The sequence below is a fragment of the Altererythrobacter lutimaris genome, from assembly GCF_013371495.1.
In the GTDB taxonomy this organism is placed as follows: Bacteria; Pseudomonadota; Alphaproteobacteria; order Sphingomonadales; family Sphingomonadaceae; genus Erythrobacter; species Erythrobacter lutimaris_A.
This window is the reverse complement of the sequence record NZ_JABWTA010000001.1, coordinates 72,531-88,044: the sequence shown is the minus strand read 5'-3', so window position 1 is coordinate 88,044 and position 15,514 is coordinate 72,531. Positions and strand designations below refer to the sequence as shown.

13 protein-coding genes are annotated in these 15,514 nt (G+C 56.8%); 8 read left to right on the top strand and 5 right to left on the bottom strand.

Annotated features, from left to right (window positions below; translation table 11 throughout):
- Window positions 1-31: 31 nt before the first annotated feature.
- From HUO12_RS00390 to HUO12_RS00375, 4 genes are all read right to left on the bottom strand, one after another.
- Entirely contained in the window at window positions 32-706 is a 675-nt protein-coding gene (locus HUO12_RS00390) for a sugar transferase (RefSeq protein ID WP_332310351.1), read from the bottom strand.
- Window positions 707-1,235: 529 nt separating this feature from the next.
- Complete coding sequence (locus HUO12_RS00385; RefSeq protein WP_176271722.1) at window positions 1,236-2,531, bottom strand: outer membrane beta-barrel protein; 1,296 nt, start codon at window positions 2,529-2,531, stop codon at window positions 1,236-1,238.
- On the bottom strand, window positions 2,521-4,668 hold the full coding sequence (locus tag HUO12_RS00380; RefSeq protein ID WP_176271721.1) for a GumC family protein: 2,148 nt from the start codon (window positions 4,666-4,668) through the stop codon (window positions 2,521-2,523). The genes HUO12_RS00385 and HUO12_RS00380 overlap by 11 nt, the downstream gene beginning before the upstream one ends.
- Before the next feature lie 260 nt (window positions 4,669-4,928).
- Entirely contained in the window at window positions 4,929-5,909 is a 981-nt protein-coding gene (locus HUO12_RS00375) for a glycosyltransferase family 2 protein (protein WP_176271720.1), read from the bottom strand.
- Between the two features lie 177 nt (window positions 5,910-6,086).
- Here HUO12_RS00375 and HUO12_RS00370 point away from each other — a divergent pair, with 177 nt between their 5' ends.
- Genes HUO12_RS00370 through HUO12_RS00360 form a run of 3 tightly spaced genes read left to right on the top strand, consistent with a single transcriptional unit; the run spans window position 6,087 to window position 9,491 of the window.
- Window positions 6,087-7,202: a glycosyltransferase family protein gene (locus tag HUO12_RS00370; RefSeq protein ID WP_176271719.1), complete on the top strand. Its 1,116-nt coding sequence runs from the start codon at window positions 6,087-6,089 to the stop codon at window positions 7,200-7,202.
- 5 nt (window positions 7,203-7,207) lie between these two features.
- Window positions 7,208-8,215, top strand: coding sequence for a glycosyltransferase family 2 protein (locus HUO12_RS00365; protein ID WP_176271718.1), 1,008 nt, complete (start codon window positions 7,208-7,210; stop codon window positions 8,213-8,215).
- Window positions 8,196-9,491 carry a glycosyltransferase family 4 protein gene (locus HUO12_RS00360; protein WP_176271717.1) on the top strand — a complete coding sequence of 432 codons (1,296 nt, stop codon included), beginning with the start codon at window positions 8,196-8,198 and terminating at the stop codon, window positions 9,489-9,491. The genes HUO12_RS00365 and HUO12_RS00360 overlap by 20 nt, the downstream gene beginning before the upstream one ends.
- Before the next feature lie 3 nt (window positions 9,492-9,494).
- On the opposite strand, the gene HUO12_RS00355 is transcribed toward HUO12_RS00360, so the two are convergent.
- Window positions 9,495-10,265, bottom strand: a complete 771-nt coding sequence (locus HUO12_RS00355; protein ID WP_176271716.1) for a metallophosphoesterase family protein — start codon at window positions 10,263-10,265, stop codon at window positions 9,495-9,497.
- Between the two features lie 91 nt (window positions 10,266-10,356).
- Between HUO12_RS00355 and HUO12_RS00350 the strand changes: the two genes are divergently transcribed.
- The 5 genes from HUO12_RS00350 (at window position 10,357) to HUO12_RS00330 (ending at window position 15,477) form a co-directional block, all read left to right on the top strand.
- Entirely contained in the window at window positions 10,357-11,304 is a 948-nt protein-coding gene (locus HUO12_RS00350) for a glycosyltransferase family 2 protein (protein WP_176271715.1), read from the top strand.
- Window positions 11,305-11,520: 216 nt separating this feature from the next.
- Window positions 11,521-12,105, top strand: coding sequence for a polysaccharide biosynthesis/export family protein (locus HUO12_RS00345; protein ID WP_232367263.1), 585 nt, complete (start codon window positions 11,521-11,523; stop codon window positions 12,103-12,105).
- A 27-nt stretch (window positions 12,106-12,132) separates the two neighbouring features.
- Entirely contained in the window at window positions 12,133-13,446 is a 1,314-nt protein-coding gene (locus tag HUO12_RS00340) for an O-antigen ligase family protein (protein WP_176271714.1), read from the top strand.
- A 28-nt stretch (window positions 13,447-13,474) separates the two neighbouring features.
- Window positions 13,475-14,620: a sulfotransferase family protein gene (locus HUO12_RS00335; protein WP_176271713.1), complete on the top strand. Its 1,146-nt coding sequence runs from the start codon at window positions 13,475-13,477 to the stop codon at window positions 14,618-14,620.
- Window positions 14,620-15,477 carry a glycosyltransferase family 2 protein gene (locus HUO12_RS00330; RefSeq protein WP_176271712.1) on the top strand — a complete coding sequence of 286 codons (858 nt, stop codon included), beginning with the start codon at window positions 14,620-14,622 and terminating at the stop codon, window positions 15,475-15,477. The genes HUO12_RS00335 and HUO12_RS00330 overlap by 1 nt, the downstream gene beginning before the upstream one ends.
- The last annotated feature ends 37 nt before the right edge of the window (window positions 15,478-15,514 follow it).

Genomic DNA, 15,514 nt, shown 5'->3' with positions numbered 1-15,514 from the left:
TATTTGCTGAACTGATTGCAGTGACGCCCGCTCAGTAAGAGCCGCGACGGAACAGCACGCACGGGATTGTCGCGAACAGTATACCCAGATCCACCAGGAAAGAGCGATGCTTGCTATACAGCACATCGTAAGCGACGCGGCGACGATAGGAGACGTCATTGCGTCCGCTCACTTGCCAAAGGCCAGTAATGCCAGGACGGACTGAGCAGTATTCGCGGAAATAGCGGCCGTATTTCTGACGCTCGCTTTGGACGATAGGACGCGGTCCAACCAGGCGCATATCGCCCTTGAGCACATTGAACAGTTGCGGCAGCTCGTCGATCGAGCTCTTGCGCAAGAACGTGCCGATGCTGGTGATCCGCGGGTCGTTGCGCAGCTTCTGGTCTTCCGCCCACTCACGGCGAGCTTCAGCATCATTCTGGAGCAGGACTTCCAAGCGGCGTTCTGCATCCACTTCCATGGTACGAAACTTGTAGCACTGGAATTCCTGACCGCCCCGACCGATCCGGGCCTGACGGAAGAAGACTTTGCCGCGGCTTGTTGCCACAATCGCAATCGCAGTCGCGATCAGCAGCGGCGCCAGAAAGATGATGAGGAATAGTGCGAGACCACGATCAAGCCACTGAGCAGAATCGGGATCCTGCGCGCCATTCTCCACATTCAGAGACGCAATTGGCGTCGGATGAAGAATTGCAGTGGTGGACACGGTTGCCTCGTCTTTTGCATCGCAGCCCCATTTTGCTGCGTTGCAATGTTAGTAAACCGTTAACTCGATTCTTGCAACTCAACTACCGCCCATAAGTCCCTGAAAAACAGAGTTGTATTAAAACGACGCAATAGGCGTCAAGATATTAACAGGCCCAATGAGAGCCAGAACGCGACGCAGCTACCCAAAATGATGGATGCACGCGCAGCCACCGAGTATCTATCATCCGGTGATTGCGCGATATCCCAGCCGATGGAGCTCGATTTCGACGAAGCAGGAACGAAGAAGCTCGCTTCAACATGAGCAGTCCGCAGATGTTCTCGATCAGGGTTAGTCGCATTGGCCATGCAACCAGACTAACCCTGAAAGTCTTATCAAATTCTTTCCACGCCTGAGGAAAAGACCCGCGCCATAAAAGGTGTGTCCAAGAGAAAGGGCGCAGAACCCCAATCGAGTGCTGCGCCCTTTTCGATGTCTTTCGCATTGCTTGTCGGTACTACTCCGGCATCAAGCGCGCATTTGTCTTACGTCAGATGCGGAAACGTAGCCCGACAGTGAAGACGTTCTCGTCAAAGCGCTGGTTCGCGTTTGAAGAGTTGCGCTGGAAATGGCTGAAGCCGCCGGTCACGGTGATCTGGCGATTGACCAGCAAGCGTCCGGTAATGTTTGCTTCGAACTCGTCGCTGGAGACACCGATGCCGCGCGGGCTGATATCGGCATAGCGCACGCCGCCTGAAATGATGAAGTTGCGCTTCAACTCGTGATCAACCTGACCGGAAATCTGCGAGCGCAAATTACCAGCGAGATCAGGCGCAACCACTTCATCGATGGAGCGCGATGCCGCCACGCGCACGGACGTGAGCGGAGTGACGTTCCAGAAGACATCGGAGTTCAGCGACAAACCGGAAATGTCTTCGACACGGTTGTCATCGAAATTCTGCTCAAGATACCCGACGAAGACGCGCAGATAGAGAAGCTCGCTCACCTGACGGCCATAGCCCACCTCCAGGCGATAACCCTCTGAACTCTGATCGAACCCGTTAATCGGGAACAGCGGATCGCCGGGACGGACGTCAAGGTCACGCTTGTCATAGGTCGCACGAGCGATCAGCAAATCATTCGGCGAAATAGCATACTCGCTGCCAATCGTGCCTTGATAAATGGTCTGATCACGGAACGAGAAGTCCACGAGATCACCAACATCATTGCGGGCGCTGCCATAGCTCAGATCGCGGACACGGCCGCTTACAAGAAGGTCGAGATCGCCGAGATCCTGACGAACCTCTGCAAAAGCCTCAATGCTGTCGCGTCCCAAACGGGTCGCAAGGCTGTTTGCCGCGTCAAGCGCTCGACGGCTTTCATTGTCGGCGCGATATGTGACACGGAATTGCGCCTGCGTTGGACGACCACGACCGAGAATTCCGCGCAGGGTCGTGAAATAGGCATCAGTATTTTCAGACGTATTGTCTGCAAAACGCTCAAAATCCGCACCGGCTCGCAAACGCAGATCAATCACTGGCTGATCGAGCCGTACGAGGACTTCGGGACGCACACGGAATATTGTGTCAGAAATCGTATCCGTGTCGTCAGCAAGGATGTTGTCGTTAAACGAAACCGTGGTGTTGAGCTCAGGACGAACAATCAGGCTGCCGACGCGCAAGCCATCGCCTTCATATTCGGGACGATCGCGTTCCAGCACCGACTGGTTTTGCACATCGTCCTGCGCCATTGCAGGCACAGCAGAAACAGAAGCGAGCGCTGCACCAGCGCTCGCTCCGAGAGACAGGGCACACTTGCGGCTCAGCCGCGTTCCCTTAGTCAACATAATACCCCCTAAATTTCTTAGTGTAACCGTAGACGTCTCCGTCACCGGTACTGGCATATTTGCGAATATCAACTTGTGTTAGCGCGACCCCTGACACGGTCGCGTTAGTATTGCGTAAAATCTCGATAACTGCCTGGATCGCATTGGCGCTGGTTTTGCGCCACTCACACAGCGCCAGAACGCGGTCCGACATACGCGCCAGCAAACGCGATTCAGCAACGCCGAGGATCGGAGCGGTGTCGATGATGATCACTTCATAACGCGCTTTGAGATCAGTCAGCATTCGCTCGATATTGCGTTCGATGAGAGGATTCACCGGGCTCGACTGAGGCGCTTTCACCCCAAGGACGTGCATACCCGATTCCTTGTCAATGACGATCACCTCATCGAGCGTCGCTTCTTCCGCGAAGTAATCGTAGAGGTCAGGCTTGTCTTCGGGAATGCCGATCAACTGGCTAGTGCCGCAACGCCGCAAGTCGGTGTCCACCAGGATCGTCGGCAGTCCTTCCATTGCAGATACTCGTCCCAGGCAGACCGCCGTGGTCGACTTGCCTTCCTGCGGCAATGCAGAAACAACAGCAATCGCGCGCGGCTCAGATTTTGCACTGAGCAACAAAAACGCGCGGATCGACCGGAAGGCTTCCGTGAATAGCGACTGCGGGTGATTGACCACGTAATCCTGCGGCGATTCCACTGCAGGGCCATCGATCGTGGATTCAAGCGTAGGCACGGCGCCAGCATAACGCACGCCAAGCTTGGCCTGCACGTCACGCTTGGTTGCAATGCCTGTACGCACATATTCAGCAACGCCGATTGCACCGACACTTGCAGCAAGTGAGCCAACCAGACCCATCAGGATAAACAGAAGCGTATTCGGTGAAGAGGGCGAACGCGGCACAGTCGCGCGCTCGGCCAGCTTGATGTCCGGTAATTGCGCGAATTCCAGCGCTGCGGTCTCTTTCGAACGCGCGAGGAAGTTCTCGTAAATGGTGCGCGCCGCATCGGCTTTCTGCTGAAGCTCGTTCAGTCCAGCCTGCGCGCGCCCATTGGCGGCGAGCGCACCGGTAGCAGCGCCTCGGCTTCCCGAGAGCGAACCGACGCGAGAACGTGCTGTCACCACTTCTGCTTCCAGACTGGAGAGAACGCGGTTGATTTCCTGCTGAATTTGCGACCGGATATCGGCAAGCTGCCGTTCGACCTGGCGGCGTTCCGGATGAAGCTCGCCATATTTCTCAGTCAGCACAGCCAGGCGTGCACTGGAGTCGGCTTCCTGAGCGCGCAATGTGCCGATTGTCCCGGAGCCGAGCGCCGCTCCGACATCTGCACCGCCACCGCCACGTGCCAGCTGCGCTCGTGCCGCGCTCAATCGGCCTTGCTTCTCAGCAAGATCCGCTCTCGCCATCGCGAGTTGCTGGTTGATGGTGGAAACTTCCTGCTCGGCAATTGTAGCACCTTGCGCGCTCAAAAGACCACGCTCGACCTTGAAATTATCGACCGCAGCCTGTGTCCGAATGGCATCGGACTCCAGCTCGGCAAGACGCTCGCGCAAGAATGCATTGGCCCCGCTCGCTTCAGCTTGCTTGCCCTCGAGCTGCCACTGGATGAAGCTTTGCGCCACAAGGTTTGCAACCGTCGCCGCGAAGGACGGATCGGTTGAGTTCGTTTGGACGTTGAGAACGCGCGTATCGCCTTCTCGGATGACAGTGTAGGTCCGCGAAATACGCGCAGCGAGACTTTCGATCTCGTCTTCCGACCATGCGTCACCGTCGGGTGACAGCGTGTCGACCGCATAGGCACGCGCCGCTCGCTGAGCAATCTCAGGCGACTGCATCAGACGCATCTGCGTGTCGATCGCTTTGTCATCGGTGGACGCGGTATTGGGCTGATTAAGATCAGGCGTGCGGATGACGGAGTCTGAAGGCGCAATGAGCAAGGCAGAATTGGCCGTGTAACGCTTTTCCTGAAGGAAGTACGCGAGGCTTACCAATGCAAGCACAGCGCCGGCGACAGCGAGAAACAGCTTCAGATTGCGGCGGAAAATCTGCCAGACCTGCATGGGATCAGGAAGCAATGGCAGTCCTCTGCTTTGCTCAATTGGCGCTTCAATCGCAGCATCTTGCATATTCTGTGCGTTCATTTTTTTAGTCCTTGGCCCAAGCACTGGCTAACACGAGGTCAATTCGATTCTTCCAGATTATCAGGTCTTCCAATGGCAAGTGTCTGAAAATCTTTGATTAAAACCTCAGGCAGTCAAGTCGCTCCGCATTAAGAGCTTCCGCCATAGCGCAAGTAAGTCTGCAGCACATCACACCGCCTTGAGGCTTCGCATGTACGTTTCATTGTTGGACAGCCCGCCTGTAGCTGGTTACCGCCCCGCGACCAGTGTGGATTACACTATCATGGTCTTTCAAACTCTTCACTTGAAAAAAGCTGCCGCGGCAAAGGTGAAGGAGCGGCGGGCGAAAGCTTGTCTTGCGCAATACTCCAACTGACATGGAGAAAGCGGTTGGGCGAACGCATCAGATGCGCGGTGGCAGGCCAAAGTCCTTCGCTGCGCTTGCGATCAAGAAACCGCCTGTGGGCCACTTTCCCGTCAAGCGATGCAGCATGGCGCTGCATCATGTTCTTCTCCGCGCCCTGAGGCAATGTGCGCATGATCTCACGCGATGCAGCAGCCAGAGCAGCCAGATCATTCGCGGAATGATTGCCGCTTAGCGATCCAGCGCGCTCGATAGCGCCATAGCCGCAGGTCTCAGCGAGCAGGAACTTAGCGCCCTTTGCCAAGGCCTGAGCATAGAGGACAAAATCTTCGCCGAGCCGCAATTGCTCGTCATAGATAAGGCCATGCTGCTCCAGGAAATCCCTTTTTATCAGAGGCTTGAGAAAGCCCAGCTCACTGCGATTGGCGCCGCGTTTGCTGATGTTTCGCCGCGCAAATTCAACCAGTTCAATCTGGCGCGTTCGCGGCGGCTGGTCAGTGTCCAGCGCGGGAACGGCCGCAATCGTCTCGGCATCGCCTGCAAACAGGATATTGTCGGCAACAAAGTCCCATTCTTCCTTGATCGACAGCAGAGCTGCGGACCGGCCGGGCAGAAATCGATCATCGGAATCGAGCACCGCGATATATGGCGAATGGCTTTCCGCAATCGCGCGGTTTCGCGCTGCAGATGGACCTTGATTGACCTCCTGCCGCAGAAGATTGAGCCGGCCTGTGCCGTCATCGGCGGTTGATGCGACTTCGAGAGTGTCATCTCCCGAAGCGTCGTCCACGACCAGGACCTCGGCCACTTCTGGCTGCGCCAAAGCAGACGCAACCGCTTCCGCGATGCACCACGCAGCCCGGTATGCCGGAATAATGACTGCGATATTGCCTGACAAAAAAGGCCCCCAACTTCATCCGCCCTGAGCTTCAACGCAGGGCTATTAACCGAGATTGGTAAACGCGCTGTGTGTTGAAGGCCAGCCCTGTATATGCAAAGCAGCGCAGGCTTCTATGCGTAAGCGCTGCTGACCGCATGAGAGCCTTTACACGTTTTTGAAATAACGAGCGAATTCTTGACCTTGCGTATCGGCTACATTGTTCACGATCTCAACGACGCGGCCGTTGCCAAACGCTGCGCGATGATGCTTCGCGGCGGTGCGGTAGTGCAGCTTGCAGGCTTCCGCAGAGCTAATGCCCCATCACAAGTGCAAGGGATCAGTCCAGTTGAACTAGGCGAAACGGCCGATGGAGCGCTGGCGCAGCGGGCCATGGCAGTGATGCGCAACGTTACTTTGCCAGCGAAGATAAGCGAAGCGATGCACGGCTCGGACATCCTGATAGCGCGCAATCTGGAATCGCTCGCCATCGCTCAACGTATCGCGGATGGGCGACCGGTTATCTATGAATGTTTGGATATTCACCGCAGCCTGCTGAATGACGGCTTCGCGGGAAAGATCATTCGAGGCATTGAAGCTAAATTGCTAGCGAACACTAAAGCGATCATTACGTCCTCGCCGGGCTTCATTCGCGAATATTTCGACCATCGACCGATAGGCGATGCCGAGATCAAGCTGATTGAGAACAAGATCCTGCTTGATCCGGGAGAGACCGCCGCGCTTTTGGCACCGCAAGCCAAACCGGCTGGACCGCCGTGGGTCATTGGCTGGTTTGGAATGCTGCGCTGCAAGCGGACATTGGCGGAACTTACCGAGGTGGCGGCCAAGCTGAACGGTGCAGTGCAAATCCACATCGCTGGCAAGCCGTCACCAGCTGAACTTCCCGACTTCGAAACGCAGGTCGCAGCGGCCCCGCATTTCCACTATTCTGGGCCCTACACGCCTGCACAATTGCCCGAACTCTATGCGGCGTGCCATTTCGCCTGGGCGATTGACTGGTTCGAAGAGGGACAGAACAGCGAATGGCTCTTGCCCAACCGCTTGTATGAGGCAACAGCGCACGCAACTGTTCCTATCGTGCTCAAAAGGCATGAAGTCGGCCGTTGGCTGGCAAAGAGAGATGCGGGTCTGCAAATCGTGGAAACCACGGAATTACAATCGGTTTTTGCCAGTCTGGATGCGGCGGGCTACGCTGCGCTCCAAGGTCAAGTTTCCACTATTTCGCCGAATGCGATTATAATGGGCGATGCTGAGTGCCGTGAGTTTACGGCATGGCTCGAGGAACTGGCTTAGAGACAATGCGCACGCTGGTCGTCATTCCCTGCCTCAATGAAGCAGCGCATTTGCCGCGCTTGCTGCTAGATCTGCTGGCTGATCCCAAAGCCGACATGATCGTGGTAGCAGATGGTGGCAGCAGCGATGGCAGCCGCACCATCGTGTCGGATATGGGCGCAGATAACGCCCGGATCGCTTTGCTCGACAATCCCGATCGCATTCAAAGCGCCGGGGTTAATCGAGCAGTTGCTCAATATGGCGAAGACTATCACTGGCTGGTGCGGATCGATGCGCACAGCTTTTATCCCGAAGGTTATGTCAGCACTTTGCTCGATGCGGCTGAGAAGAACCGAGCGCGCTCCGTTGTCGTACCCATGGTCACACGCGCGCAAGGATGCTTTCAGAATGCAGTGGCGACCGCTCAGAACAGCGTGATCGGCACAGGAGCAGCCGCTCACAGGCACGTTCAAGACCAAGGCATGTTCGTGGATCATGGCCATCACGCGTTGATGGAGATCGAAGCGTTCAAGCATGTTGGCGGATATTGTGAAGCGATGCATTGCAATGAAGATGCAGAGCTCGACTTCCGTCTGGGGCAAGCGAATGTGTCCATCTGGCTCGAGCCGGCAGCAACCATCGGATATTTGCCGCGTTCTTCGCCAAGCGCCTTGTGGCGGCAGTATCTTCGCTATGGCCAGGGCAGAGCGCGGAATGTTCGGCGGCATGGTGGCCGTCTGCGACTGCGCCAGATCCTCCCGCTGTTTGTGCCCTTTGCGCTTCTGAGCCTGCTGCTCGCACCGATCAGTGCGATCGCGGCAGTGCCAGCGCTTCTCTATATCGCGTCCATCCTGCTCTTGGGCCTAATCGTAGGAGCAAAGGCCGGAAGCGCATGCGGCCTGTTGTGCGGCATCCCCGCGATCATTATGCACGCCGCTTGGGGCACAGGCTTTTTGCAAGAGCTCGTCATGCATCCGCGCGGCGTTCCGTCCCGCTTCGGGTTCAAAGCCAATAATGGCAGCCCTGCCAGCTGATATGGCCGCGGCGAATGTACCAAATAGCGCTGGATCTGAGGCGCGGCCCGTCGCTCTGCTGGTCAGCAAGCAAAGGATCGTTGCATCCAATAATGGCAGCTCTGCCTACGTGCTCGCGCTGGCCCGATCCATCAGAGACAGCGGCTTCGATGTCTGGCTGATACAGCCGAGCGCTGACTTGCCGGGCCGGACACCTGTGCTGCGTTTTAGCGATGAGCTCAATGTGTTTGCGCGCCATGAAATATTGGGAATGGAGCGCATCGGCGGCGCGGCTGTCTCGCTTTCGCCAGCCGTTTGGTCAGGGTTTGTCACGGGCGGGCTCAAGCTCGTTCTGCGCAAGCTGTTTGGCGACAAGGCTTTTCTCAAAGACCGCCCCCGCCCCTATTCGATCGCGCTTCCCTGGCAGCGCCAAGAGCATCAATTCGTCGAGCATTTTGCGCAGCAAGCATGCGATCGGTTGAAGCTAGTCGTTTCGGACTATGTCTTCGCGACAGATGCGTTCGCCAATGTGCCGGTGGGCACCGCTAAAGCGGTCATCATGCACGACCTGTTTTCGCAGCGCGATGGCAAAGGGGCGGATTCGGTCGCAGTCCTAAGTGAAGATGCAGAAGTCGCCATGCTCTCGCGGGCAGACATGGTGATCACCATTCAGTCCGAAGAGCGCGATTTTGTCGCAAAGGCCTGCCCAGAGGCTGATGCTGTACTCGCAGCCATGCCCGCAAGCATCGTCACAGAGCCGCAACCGGGCTATGACAACCGCCTGCTGTTCATCGGTAGCGATACCGCGCCTAACTCCGTCGGCCTCAATTGGTTCTGCGAAGAAGTCTGGCCAATTGTTCTCGCATCCAAACCACAAGCGCGGTTGTACGTCATCGGGACCGTCGGCCGTAAGTTCGACACTGCATCCTATCCCAATGTCAGCTTTCTGGGCTTGGTCGATGATCTGGCATCGCATTACGCAGATGCGGGCGTGCTGATCTCCCCACTGACCTTCGGCTCAGGCCTCAAAATCAAACTCGTCGAAGCGCTTGGCCAGGGCAAGGCTGTGGTCGCCACCTCTGTCACTCTACAAGGCGTCGAAGATATCTGCCGCGACGTGGTTCATAGCCATGATGATCCACAAGCCATGGCCGAAGCAATTATCGCGCTTGTGGAAGATAGAGAGGCGCGCGCGGAGCTGGCAGGTAAAGCGCTTGCCTGCGCTCAGGCCCATTTCTCAGCCGAAAGCGTTCATGCGGAATTGAAAGCGAAGCTTGCCGCCATCTCGGCACGATAAGGATCAATCTTCCGACCAAATCGGAATTGTTTTCACGCTCTTTTTCTTTGCGAACATCACAGAGCACCCTTCCCCTGACAGCCTGATGCAAGAGAGCTTGCCGCTCTTCCAGGCCTGTGTGTCGAGCGCGATGCGATTGTTGAAGAAGGTCACATTGTCGACGATGGAATGGCCGTGTACGACGATCGCGCCGAAATCTTCCTGCGTTTCCAGAAACGGTTTGCGGATCCAGACCAAATCATGCGGGTCCTGCTTTTTCAGCTTCACGCCAGGGCGCACACCGGCATGGGCAAAAAAGTACGTGCCAGAGCGATAGGACGTCGGCAGGTTCTCAAGAAATTCAATATGCTGCTGCGGAATGGCTTCAGCCAAACGCATCGCATATTCCTTGTCGCTCTCTTTCTTCTTTCGCTTCGCATCGCTGTAAGACCTAAGCGTTTCCCAGCCTCCGAGCTTCAGCCAGCCCTTAAGCGCAGCCTTGTCGCCCATCAGCGCGCTCATTAATAATTGCTCGTGATTACCCAGCAGGCAAATCGCATTCTGCGTGCGCGTTAAATCGAGCACCAGTGACAAGACTGTCTTGCTATCCGGCCCGCGGTCGATGAGGTCGCCAAGGAACAGGATGCGCGCGGTCCGGCCATCCTCGGTACGCGCCATATCGTCCCAGATCGCAGCCAGCATCTGCTCAAGAAGATCGGCCCGGCCATGAATATCGCCGATGGCATAGAGACGCTCGCCCGCAGCCGTGTGCGGGTGACGTTTCCAGAAATCCATCAAACTTTTGCCGATTTTCTTTCTACCTATGCCAGATCCAGCCCGAATGTCCGAGCTTGCTCCTGATGCTTCTATAGGTAGAGAAAGAGTCATGAAATTACGAGGTAGTTCCCGAATGGATGTGACTTTTGCCGTCGCTAGCTTCAACTCGGGCAAATACCTTGAAGAATGCGTTAATTCGGCCCTCTCGCAAGTCGGAATAGCTTGCGAAGTCATCATCGTGGATGACGGCAGCACTGACGGCAGCGATGCTTTAGCGCAGCGCTTGGCCGAGGTTGACGAACGGGTAAGATTCTTTCGTACGCCGTCCAATCGCGGGCCTGGCGGCGCGCGCAATATCGCCTTGGAGAACATGCGTGGCGATTGGTACGCCGTCCTTGACAGCGATGATTTGCTTGTGCCCGAGCGCAGCGAAAGGCTGATCGCGGCGGCCAAAGCGCGCGGAGCCAATATGGTCGCGGACGATCTGCATCTGTTTGGCGAAGGCATGGAGACGACCGCTTTTCTGGTTGGATCAAATTTGCCGGACACTTTAGTAACGCTGGACCGCTATTTTGAAGACAGCGCAATGTACGGCCCTGCCCCCAATCCAGGCTTCCTCAAGCCCATGATTGCGCGCGCACTGATCGAGGAAACCGGCATTCGCTACGACGAAAAACTGCGCGTTGCCGAAGACGATGATCTGATCATCCGGCTGTTGATGGAAGGTGGGCGGTATTATGTCGCACCGGAGGCGGGCTATCTCTACCGCAAGCACGAGCAATCGATCTCGCACCGGCTCTCGCCAAAGCATGCTGCGGCTATGGGTGAGCGCGCGAAGACGCTGGAATTAGACGTCAAGGACGCCGGGCTGGAGAGTCCAGCTTTTCGCACGCGCCAGAATGCCATGCGCCAAGCGGTTGCTTTCACCCTTGCGATCGAAGCGCTCAAAGCTGGCAAACCCTTAGCGGCAATGGGCGAAGTCCTGCGCGAACCCGCCAGTATCCGTCATTTCGCCATGCCGATTAAAGCGCGGCTCAAGCGATTCGCAGGCAGCTAGGATCTGATCCTGAAGCTCGGTTAGCTGTTTTCGGCACATTAAAGGTGTTTGAAAAACCTGTCCTTCTATGGGGCAGCGCCTGCAAGAGCGATGCGGTTGCCTCACCGGCTAACTAAGGATAGTCTTCAACCGACAAAAAGCTCGACAGGGGCTGGATGACGGGTCGGCTAATATGTTTGAAATTGCCGGATAATTGAGCGTTTCATCGCGCTCACAATGGGGAAAATCGTCATGCTACGCATATCGCAAATGTTCGCACTTCTGGGTGCCATGCTGCTGGGTTTGAGTGCCTGCGCATCAGGAACACCGCCTATCGCCGATGCATCAATGGATGCACCATCCTATCGGATTGGCGCCGGTGACCGCTTGAAAGTCACTGTGTTTGGTGAAGACGCGCTCAGCAATGAGTATGTTGTCACATCCGTTGGCGATATCGCGTTTCCGCTTCTCGGAGCGATCCCGGTTGAAGGCAAGACGGTTGAAGAATCAGCCAAGCTTCTGACAGACCGTCTCGCCAGCGGATATCTCAACGACCCGCGCGTCAGCATGGAAGTCTTGAACTATCGTCCGTTCTACATTCTTGGCGAAGTCACGAGCTCGGGCGAGTTCGCTTACCGCGCCAATCTGACCGCTACGCAAGCAATTGCTCTGGCCGGTGGCTATTCCTACCGCGCTGACAAGAACAAAGTCTTCATCCGCCGCGCCGGAGAGACTGAAGAGCGCACTTACATTCTCAAGCCCGATCAGCCGGTCTGGATCCTCCCAGGTGACACTGTGCGTATCGGTGAGCGCTTCCTCTAAGCTTCTCAAGAAGGTAACCACACCATCATGGAGCAGGTCGTCAGCCGCCAGCCCAACGCTGTCTATCTGAATGACCTCAAGAGCGGTCAAGGTGCGTTGATAGTCGACGCGCTGCTGGCCGCTCTTCCTATTTTTGCGTGTCTGTTCAACAGCAAGCTCGGGCCATTATCGGTTATTCTCGTCTTTGGCTCGGTCGTGCTGACGGCATGGTTGCGGATGGAGAAGCTGCCTTCTGCCATTGCGCGAAGTTGGCCGATCCTACTGATCCCGATCTTCGCGCTGGCATCCTACATATGGTCGGTACAGCCCAGTGCAACCATGCGCTACGGCATCCTGTTCGGCATGACCGTCGCATCCGGTGTGCTCATGGCGACTTGCCTTGACCGCCGGGCTGTGTTGGTCGGCGTCATGTTGGCCTATTTGGCTTTCCTGATGACCGGGCTCGCCATAGGAGACGAGCGGCGCGTCGGCTACAACACCAATGAAGTCGCCTTTATCGGAATTGCGCCGAGCAAGAACATGGCTGGAAGCTCCTCTGCCATTGCAATCCTGCTTTCGCTGGCTTGCATGTCATTGGCGCAGCGGATCCGCTCATTCCCATTGCTTGCGGTCTCCGTCCTGTTGATGCCGGTCGCTCTGTACTCGCTTTACAAGGCACTTTCAGCCGGTGCTCTTATCGGGGGAGGCGCTGCAATTATCTGCTCGATGATGTGGATCACATCGCAGCGTTTGCCGCGTCAGGCACGCGCTTCGATCCTCATCGCCATCAGCGTGATGGTCTTCGCCGCGGCCATTTCAGTCGAGCTTTGGCTCCCGATCCTGTTCGAATTCGTCATCACCGGCTCGGGCAAGGACGCCGGCCTTACAGGTCGCGTGGAGCTTTGGCTCAAAGCCGACCAGCTTATTGCGCAGCGACCGTTCTTGGGCCAGGGCTTTGCTGCATTCTGGGTACCGGGCAATTTCGATGCCGAGGCAATCTGGCGGGACTTCGGTGTCTTCAACCGCACCGGGTTCAATTTTCACAACACAGCCAAAGAGCTGCTTGTTTCGCTGGGCTGGGTGGGCTTCACGCTATTCAGCGTGATCGCTGCCGTGTCTGCCGGAGCGCTGATCTGGCGCACGATGGTCAGGCCTGATCCCACACGCATCTTCTTTTGCGCATGGCTCGTCTATGCAACGCTGCGGACCTATTTCGAAAGCATCGGTCTGGGACAGATATACGCAGAGACCATCTTGACTTATGCGGCGCTAACGCTCGGCTTTGCCAAAGATGATCTGCCGCTTAGTGCAGACGAGAAAGCCGAAATGCTCGCTTACAGCAAATCGCGCAGCGTAAGCTGATCGCGCGATTCAGGGTTTCGCACACTCCATGGCAGTCTCTCCTCCTCCAGTCTTTATCGTTGGTGCACCGCGTTCAGGCACAACTTTGCTCGCCGCGATGTTTGGGGCGCATCCCGATTATGCCGCGGGGCCAGAAACGCAGTTTTTCTCCAAGCTCAATGGCGAAATGCTGGAAGCCGCAACCAATGCTGGAACATGGCCGGACAAAGCGGTTTCGACCTTGGCAAGCCTGACATTGGCAGATCAGTCTGTGCTTGAGCTGTTTGGAACCGACGCAGAGAAAGTCCGCGCTTTTCTGTCGCAGCGCGAGCCGTCGGTTGCCGCTATGCTGGAAGCGCTCACAATGCCGTTTGCGAAAGCGCGCGGGAAAAACGGTTGGGTAGAGAAGACACCCAACCACATCTGCAATCTTGCGCAGATCCGTGAGCTTTGGCCTGAAGCCCGGATCATCCGCATTGTGCGTGACCCGCGCGACAGTGTGGTCTCGACCTGCAAGCTTCCGACTTTCAGCAATTCGCCGCTCGCAAACGCCTATATCTGGCGCGAATGGCAGGATGCAGGCGAGCCGATCCTCGCGACAGACCCGCTTGTTGCAACCATCCGTTACGAAGATCTGATGGCTGCGCCGGAAACGGAATTGAACACCCTTTGCGCGAAGCTTGGTATCGCATTCGACCCGGCCATGCTGCGTTTTCAGGACGCGGCAGAAGATGTGTCGTCCGATGGCGAGAGCTGGAAAGCGCAGGTCTCGGACAAACTCGATGCCTCGCGCGTCTATGCTTGGAAAAACACGCTCGATGAAGACATGGCTGCAGGTATCAGCCTGATCTGCCACGAATGGCTCCAGCACTTTGGCTATGAAGGCGGCGCGGCGCCTTTGCGCACTGTGCCTGCTTTCGGACTTTCGCCAAGTTTCGTCGAGCAGTTCGAACCGTTCCTGCTGCGCGATGCGAGCTATCAGGTCCGCTGGCTGGAGGCTGGCGACGTTGCCGATGCGCACCACGTGTTTGATCACCCGCGTTATTACCGCTTCCGCAGTCCAGCCAAACTGGCAAGGCTGGCGCTTGGCCGGCGGTTTGCGAAGCGGCAGCTGAAGAAAACCGCACGCTGGCTCGCGGTCAAGAAACGCGAAGAAGCGATGGCCAACTCGATCAATTATCGCGAGCAAGGCTGATGCGCGGGACCTATCGCTTGAAACTGCTTTACCGCAGTCTGCGTCAGCGCTGGCTGGAGGCCGCCGCAGAGCGTGCTGTCGCCTCTTTCCCGCGCATTTCTGACAAGCAGCCGCACGGCCTTGGAACGCCGTTGATCGTAACGCTAACCTCGTTTCCGCCGCGCTTTGCTATGCTCGGCAAGACATTGAAAAGCCTGCTCGATCAGGAAACGCGGGCCGATGGCGTGATGCTGTGGCTTGCTCATGACGACATCGAGCACCTTCCGGCAGACGTGTTGGCACTGAAGGATCATGGCCTTGAGATTCGCGGGTGCGATGACACGCGCAGCTACAAGAAGCTAATCCCGGCGCTGGCAGAGCGGCCGGGCGCAACTTTCGTGACGGCTGACGATGATGTCTATTATCCGCCGGAATGGCTCACCGGGCTGGTCGAAACTGCGAAAAAATACCCTGAGGACGTGATCGGCACGCGCGCTCACATGGCTGAAGTGGGCGAAAACGGCGAGCTCACAACCTATGCGGACTGGGAACTGGCAACCGATGCGCAATTGCCGCGCAAAGCGAATGACCGGCTGTTTCCGACCGGGGTTGGCGGCATTCTCTATCCCCCTGGCTCGCTGCATCCCGATGTCATGGACGAAGCGCAGTTCAAAGCGCTCTGCCCCAATGGCGATGATATCTGGTTCTTCTGGATGGCACGCAAAGCGGGACGGCAGCATCGCCGCACAAAGGCGTGGTTCGATATCGTCGAATGGCCAACCGAGAACCGTATTTCCCTAAGCGACGACAATTATTTGGGCGATGGTAACGATCGTCAGATAAAGGCCATGGAGCAAGCCTTGGGGATGCTGCCATGAGCATCGCAATTGCCTTGCCAACCGATCAATCGACCAG